The sequence below is a fragment of the Marinobacter sp. genome (genome assembly GCF_033722195.1).
GTDB lineage: Bacteria > Pseudomonadota > Gammaproteobacteria > Pseudomonadales > Oleiphilaceae > Marinobacter.
Window position 1 is genome coordinate 1 of the sequence record NZ_JAWVZL010000127.1, and the last position, 7,167, is coordinate 7,167.

The following is a 7,167-nucleotide window of genomic DNA, read 5'->3' on the forward strand; positions in this document are numbered from 1 at the left end:
AGGGTCCAACCGGCTTCGGTGGTCACGGTTCCGTCGGCACGCTCATAGCCTGCCGGCAGCTTGCCATAGGTTAAGTTCTGGAGGTGATGCTGGATATATTCAGATGCACTGCCTGCCATAACATTCTCTCAGGTCCAGTTAATTTCGCTGCGCTCTGCCGTTCGCCAGGAACGGGGCCACCAGATTGGTGACCAGCATGATCGCAAATGTAAGAAAAAGTGCCGCTACATCAAGCGGTTGAATCCATTTAAACACCATCGTGAAGAGGATGGCGCACAGGATGAGCTTGCCGGCCTCACCCTGATAGAAAGAGCTCATGATCTTCTTGGCAGCCCGCGCGCCGGAGTAGCGGAATGCCTTGAACGCGAAATAACCGTGGGGAAGCAGGAAAACAAGGCCTCCCAGAAAGGCGGAATAACAGGCAACGGGGCTCTTGAGTAAAAACGCCAGACCGACGAGTACCAGCACCACGCCCTGAATAAGAAACCAGCGAGCGATGGGCGGACGGCCGATGCCGCTCGAATGTGCCTTCGTCATGTAAGCCCCGGAAAATAGCCGCCTTGTGTCGGTGTTGGGTACCCAGGTAAAAATACACCGCGTACAAGCGCGGCAGATTATATGTTTTCGGTCTGCCCGAATCAACAGAATGGCAGCGGGGAAAACGCCCGTAAGGACGCGAAAACGCTAGGCTGTCGGGCCATCCGACACAAATGGGGATGTGTTTCTTTTTTCACCACTACATGTAGTGGTCGACCCTCGGGGAGAGACCAACGAGCCGGGTCGAAAGTCGCAGGAACCCGCTACCAACTGGGCCCGCGGTGGGCCCGGGCGGCGATTACTGAATATGGCCCAGAATGCCATCCAGCTCGTCGAGGGAACTGTATTCGATCACCAGCTTGCCCTTGCCACGCTGGCCATGGGCGATGGACACCCGGGCCCCGAGCCGTTCGGACAGGTCGTCCTGCAGGGCGCGGATGTTGGGGTCCAATTCACGGGACTCGGCGGGTTTCGGGTTCGCGGTTTCCTGTTGCAGGCGGCGCACCAGCGCCTCGGTCTGGCGCACCGACAGGGACTTGGCCACCACCTGGCGAGCCACCTGGAGTTGCTGTTCCGGCGGCAGGGTGAGCATGGCCCGGCCGTGGCCCATTTCCAGGTCGCCGTGCTCCAGCATGGTCCGCACGTCTTCACTCAGGCCGATCAGCCGCAACAGGTTGGTGATGGTGGTCCGGGACTTGCCCACCGCTTCGGCCACCTGGGCCTGGGTCAGGCCGAATTCTTCCTGCAGCCGCTGCAGGGCGAAGGCTTCCTCGATCGGGTTGAGGTTTTCCCGCTGGATGTTCTCGATCAGCGCCATGGCGATGGCGGCTTCGTCGGGCACCTCGCGGATGATGGCGGGAATACGGTCCAGCTCCGCCATCTGGGTCGCCCGCCAGCGGCGTTCGCCGGCGATCAGCTCGTAGCGGCCTTCCTCGATGCGGCGCACCACCACCGGTTGCATCACCCCCTGCTGGCGAATGGAGTCCGCCAGTTCCTGCAGGGCGCCGGGGTCCATGTCACGCCGCGGCTGATAGCGGCCCCGCTGGATCAGGTCGACCGGCAGCTCACGCAGCTCGCCGTCGTGACCGGCCACGTCCTGTTCCAGGTTGACCTTGGAGCCCGCCAGCAGCGCGCCCAATCCGCGCTCACCCAATCCTCGTTTTTTTGCCGCCATGGTGTCTGTCATTCTTCCCGATCAGAGTCAGCCCGCTATCTTACACGGCTACCGCCGCGGATGTCTTCGTTGTGCCGTGCCGGCGGACCATTTCCCCCGCCAGCGCCAGGTAGGCGATGGAGCCCTTGGAGGCCCGATCGTATTTCAATGCCGGCAGGCCGTAGCTGGGGGCCTCCGCCAGACGCACGTTGCGGGGAATCACCGCCCGGTAGACCTTGTCGCCGAAGTACTCGTTGAGCTGGCCGGAGACGTCCAGGGTCAGGCTGTTACGCGGGTCGTACATGGTGCGCAGGATGCCCTCGATCTGCAGGTTGGGGTTCACCGTCTCCTGGATCTGCTCCACGGTGTTCATCAGCGCGGCCAGCCCTTCCAGGGCGTAGTACTCACACTGCATCGGTATCAGCACCGAATCCGCCGACGACAGCGCGTTGACGGTGAGCAGGTTGAGCGACGGTGGGCAGTCGATGAGGATGTAGTCGTAGTTTTCCCGCACTGTGTTCAGGGCCAGCCGCAGCCGATGCTCGCGGCCGATTTCGTTCATCAGTTCGACTTCCGCCGCGGTCAGGTCGCCGTTGGCCCCGAGCAGGTCGTAACCGGCGGATTCCACCTGGACGATGACCTCCGCCGCACTCGCCCGCTTGGTCAGCAGGTCGAAGCCGGACCGGGTGAGGGCGTTCTTGTCGACGCCACTGCCCATGGTGGCGTTACCCTGGGGGTCCATGTCCACCAGCAGCACGCGACGCTTGGTCGCTGCAAGGGAGGCCGCCAGGTTGACGCAGGTCGTGGTTTTACCCACCCCACCTTTCTGGTTGGTGACCGCAATCACGCGCGCCATGGTTCGCCTCCTGTCCTCAGCTGCTGGGTTAACGGGTCGTTGTTGAATCGTTGCCGGCGTCAGTCGGCGGTGGACGGCTGTCGGTCCAGCCTCAGCAAGTGACGCTCGCCGGTGCACCCGGGCACGGTCAGGGACTGGTGGTGCTTCACCCGCCAGCCCGCCGGTAATGCCGCTACCTCATCATCCGGAAACTGGCCTTTCATGGCAAGGAACTCACCGTCCGCTGCCAGCAATGGGCCGCACCAGGTCACCAGGTTGGCCAGCGCGGTGAACGCCCGGCTGGTGACCTGCCGGTACGGGGTGTCCGGCTGGCAGTCCTCGGCGCGGCCGTGAATCACCTCCAGGTTGTCCAGGCCCAGCTCCAGCTTGCACTGGGTCAAAAACCGGGTCTTCTTGCTGTTGCTGTCGAGCAGGGTAAACCGTCGCCCGGGAAACACAATGGCCAGGGGTATGCCCGGCAGGCCGCCGCCAGAGCCAACGTCCAGCACCCGCTCCGCGGTCACAAACGGCACCAGGCTCAGGCTGTCCAGCAGTTGCCGGGACACCATCTCGTGCGGATTGCGCACCGCGGTCAGGTTGTAGGCGCCGTTCCACTTGTTCAGCAATGCCAGGAACGCCAGCAGGCGCTCCTGGGTCTCCCGGTCCAGTGCCAGGCCCAACTCGGCAATCCCGCTGGCCAACTGCTCCCGCCAGCGGGGCATCAGATCGGCGGACATCAGGCGGAGTGCTTCTTCAACAGGTCACGCTTCTTCAGGTGGACCAGCAACTGGGACACCGCCGCCGGGGTCACGCCCTGGATCCGCGAGGCCTGGGCGATGGTTTCCGGCCGCACGGTCTTGAGCTTCTGCTTGATCTCGTTGGACAGGCCGCCCACCACGTCGTAGTCCAGGTCGTCGGGCAGGCGGGTGTTCTCGTTCCGGCGCAGCCGCTCGATCTCGTCGGCCTGGCGGGAGATGTAGCCCTCGTACTTGATCTCGATCTCCACCTGTTCCGCCACCGCCGGGTCCTCGGCCTGCGTACCGCCAATCTCGGCAATCTGTGGATAAGCCATTTCCGGGCGCCGCAGCAGCTCCGCCAGGGACTGGTCCCGGGTCATCGGCTGCCTGAGGTGGCCATCGGCAATCTCGCCCGGGCCGGTGCCGGGGTGGATACGGGTGCTTTCCAGCCGCTGACGCTCGACGGCAATGGCGTCACGCTTGCGGTTGAAGTGGTCCCAACGCTCATCGTCCACCAGCCCCAGTTGCCGGCCGATGTCGGTGAGGCGCAGGTCGGCGTTGTCTTCCCGCAGGATCAACCGGTACTCGGCACGGCTGGTGAACATGCGGTAGGGCTCGGAGGTGCCCATGGTGATCAGGTCGTCCACCAGCACCCCCAGGTAGGCCTCATCCCGACGGGGGTACCACGGCTCCCGGTCCTGCGCCTGCAGCGCGGCGTTGATGCCCGCCAGCAGGCCCTGGGCGCCGGCCTCCTCGTAGCCGGTGGTGCCGTTGATCTGGCCGGCAAAGTACAGGCCCCGGATGAACTTGGTCTCCAGGGTGTGGCGCAGGTCCTGGGGGTTCAGGTAATCGTATTCGATGGCGTAGCCCGGCCGGGTGATGTGGGCGTTCTCGAAGCCCGGGATCGAGCGTACCGCCGCCAGCTGGATGTCGAACGGCAGACTGGTGGAGATGCCATTGGGGTACAGCTCGTGGGTGGTCAGGCCCTCGGGTTCGACGAAGATCTGGTGCGAATCCTTGTCGGCGAAGCGATTGACCTTGTCTTCGATCGACGGACAGTAACGCGGACCCACGCCCTCGATGGCCCCGGCGAACATCGGCGAGCGATCGAAGCCGCTGCGGATGATGTCGTGGGTCTGCTCGGTGGTGCGGGTGACGTAGCAGCACACCTGCTGCGGATGCTCGTCGCGGGAGCCGATGAACGACATCACCGGGGTGGGATCGTCGCCCCACTGCTGTTGCATCACCGAGAAGTCGACGCTGCGGGCGTCGATCCGCGGCGGCGTCCCGGTCTTCAGCCGGCCGACGTTGAACGGCAGCTCCCGCAGGCGCTGGGCCAGGGCATTGGCCGGGGCATCACCGGCACGGCCGCCGGCGTGCTGCTGCATGCCGATGTGGATCACCCCGCCCAGGAAGGTGCCGGTGGTCAGCACCACGGTGTTGGCGTGGAAACGGATGCCGGTCTGGGTCACCACCCCGGTGACCCGGTCGTTCTCCACAAGCAAATCGTCGGCGGCCTGCTGGAACAGGGTCAGGTTGGGCTGGTTCTCCAGCATCTCGCGGATCGCCGCCTTGTACAGCACCCGGTCGGCCTGGGCACGGGTGGCCCGCACCGCCGGGCCCTTGCGGCTGTTGAGCACGCGGAATTGAATGCCGCCGCGATCGGTGGCCCGGGCCATGGCGCCGCCCAGGGCGTCGATTTCCTTCACCAGGTGACTCTTGCCGATGCCGCCGATGGCCGGGTTGCAGGACATCTGGCCCAGGGTCTCAATGTTGTGGGTCAGCAGCAGGGTCGCCGACCCCATGCGGGCCGCCGCCAGCGCGGCTTCGGTACCGGCATGGCCACCACCAATGACAATGACATCGAAACGGGTCGGAAAATCCACACGTCACCTCAGAGATACAGGGAGAAAATTGGGCGGCGATTATAACGCCTTGGCGACCAAATTGCAGTGTGAATGTGCAAATTTTAACCACCCACGACCGACTGGGTCATCAGGGCCAGGCAACTGTCCTTACGGGCCAGACTGATCATTCTTTGCACAACCTGTAGAAAATAAAAACAACGTTAATTTTCAGAGGCTTGGCATTGCTTATTCAGAAAAGTTTTCAAGAAAGTTATCCACAGGTTAAGCCACTTATCAAGCACCCCAAAAAACACTCTAACTTATTGTTTTATATATTACTAAGTAAATTAACCCACGGCTTTTCCGAAATTTATCCCTTAATTTATCCACATCCGGCGGGGGTTATCCTCAGCGCAGATCGCCCCGCAGATCGGTGACCGCCTCCTGTAACCGCTCGGCGGTGGCGTCCTCCGCGGAGACCGGCGCCTGGGCCAACAGCTCGATGCGCGACCAGAACCGTCGTGGCCAGTGACCCAGGGCGGGGCCCCCACAGTGGCTGAAGAAACTGCCCCACAGTCCCCGCAGCGCCATCGGTACCACCGGCACCGGTCGCCGCTGCAGGATCACCTCGACCCCGGAGCGAAAGGTATCGATCTCGCCGTCCAGGGTCAGCTTGCCCTCGGGGAAGATGCACACCACCTGGCCGGCCGCCAGTTCCTCGTCGATGCGCTCGAAGGCCTGTTGATAGATCTCCGGCACCCGGTTGCGGGAGCCGATCGGGATGGTCTTGGCCAGACGGAAGAAGGCGCCCAGCACCGGGGTGCGGAAGATGCGGTAATCCATCACGAACCGTACCGGCCGGCGCACCGCGCCGGCGATCACCAGCGCATCCATGTAGGACACGTGGTTACACACCAGCAGCACCGGGCCCTCCTCGGGGATGTGGTGCAGGCCCTGGTGGCGCACCCGGTAGACCGTATGGGACAGCACCCAGATCACGAACCGCAGGGCGAACTCCGGCACCTGCTGGTAGACGAAGCCCGCCACCACCAGGTTCATGATCGACAGCACCAGGAAAAACTCCGGGATCGACAACCCAATGACGCCCAGCATCAGCACTCCCATCAGCGCGCTGACCACCATGAACAGGGCGTTGAACACGTTGAGCGCGGCAATGATGCGGGCGCGCTTGTCGGTGGGGGTCTCGTGCTGGACGAAGGCGTACAGCGGCACGATGAACAGCCCGCCGAAGATGCCGATGCCCAGCAGGTCCAGGGCGATGCGGCGATAGGCGCCGTCGCTGAGCACCGTCCACCAGTCCACCGCCGCCGCTGGCGCCGGCATGTGGAGGTAGAGGTCGATGCCGAACAGGCTCAGTCCCAGCGAGCCGATGGGCACGATGCCCAGCTCCACCCGGTGGCCGGAGAGCCGCTCACAGAGCATGGAGCCCACCGCGATGCCGATGGTGAAGATCGCCAGCAACAAAGTCACTACCGTCTCGTCGCCCACCAGCTCGGTCTTGGCGAAATTGGGGAACTGGGTCAGGTAGGCGGCCCCGAGGAACCAGAACCAGGAGATGGCCATGATACTGAGCAGCACCGAATGGTTCTCCCGCGCCATGGCCATCAGGTGCCAGGTTTCCTTCAATGGATTCAGGCCGATCTTCAGCGCCGCCGCCCCGGCCTGGGTGGCCGGCACCTTTCGTGCCACCAGGTAGCCGGCGATGGCCATCGCCAGTACGCCAACCGCCGCCACCCGCTCCGAATGCTCGCCGCCCATGATCAGGCCGGCAACCAGGGTACCCAACAAAATGGCCACGAAGGTGCCCATCTCCACCAGGGCGTTGCCGCCCACCAGCTCGTCGTCCCTGAGCACCTGCGGCAGGATGGCGTACTTCACCGGCCCGAAGAAGGTGGACTGGGTGCCCATCAGGAACAGCAGCAGCAACAGCAGTGGGTACCAGCCCTGCCACAGGCCCACCGCCGCCAGCGCCATGATGCCGATTTCCAGCGCCTTGACCCGGCGGATCACCAGCGATTTCTCGTACTTGTCCGCCAC

6 protein-coding genes and 1 pseudogene are annotated in these 7,167 nt (G+C 63.8%); all 7 read right to left on the reverse strand.

The genetic code is table 11. The annotated features are described in order from the left end of the window. Positions 1-119: pseudogene (locus R3280_RS15175) on the reverse strand (F0F1 ATP synthase subunit A); the annotation flags it as partial. A gap of 19 nt (positions 120-138) precedes the next feature. Further along, on the reverse strand, positions 139-537 hold the full coding sequence (locus R3280_RS15180) for a F0F1 ATP synthase subunit I (protein WP_318999455.1): 399 nt from the start codon (positions 535-537) through the stop codon (positions 139-141). Between the two features lie 298 nt (positions 538-835). Further along, positions 836-1,711: a ParB/RepB/Spo0J family partition protein gene (locus R3280_RS15185; protein WP_318999456.1), complete on the reverse strand. Its 876-nt coding sequence runs from the start codon at positions 1,709-1,711 to the stop codon at positions 836-838. A gap of 40 nt (positions 1,712-1,751) precedes the next feature. Then, positions 1,752-2,546 carry a ParA family protein gene (locus R3280_RS15190; RefSeq protein ID WP_318999457.1) on the reverse strand — a complete coding sequence of 265 codons (795 nt, stop codon included), beginning with the start codon at positions 2,544-2,546 and terminating at the stop codon, positions 1,752-1,754. Between the two features lie 59 nt (positions 2,547-2,605). Next, complete coding sequence (gene rsmG / locus R3280_RS15195; RefSeq protein WP_318999458.1) at positions 2,606-3,262, reverse strand: 16S rRNA (guanine(527)-N(7))-methyltransferase RsmG; 657 nt, start codon at positions 3,260-3,262, stop codon at positions 2,606-2,608. Further along, the gene (gene mnmG / locus R3280_RS15200; RefSeq protein WP_318999459.1) at positions 3,262-5,148 is read right to left on the reverse strand and encodes a tRNA uridine-5-carboxymethylaminomethyl(34) synthesis enzyme MnmG; all 1,887 of its coding nucleotides are present in this window, start codon (positions 5,146-5,148) and stop codon (positions 3,262-3,264) included. The genes rsmG and mnmG overlap by 1 nt, the downstream gene beginning before the upstream one ends. 369 nt (positions 5,149-5,517) lie before the next feature. Continuing rightward, the coding region (locus tag R3280_RS15205; RefSeq protein WP_318999460.1) for an MFS transporter at positions 5,518-7,167 on the reverse strand (1,650 nt) is incomplete at its 5' end.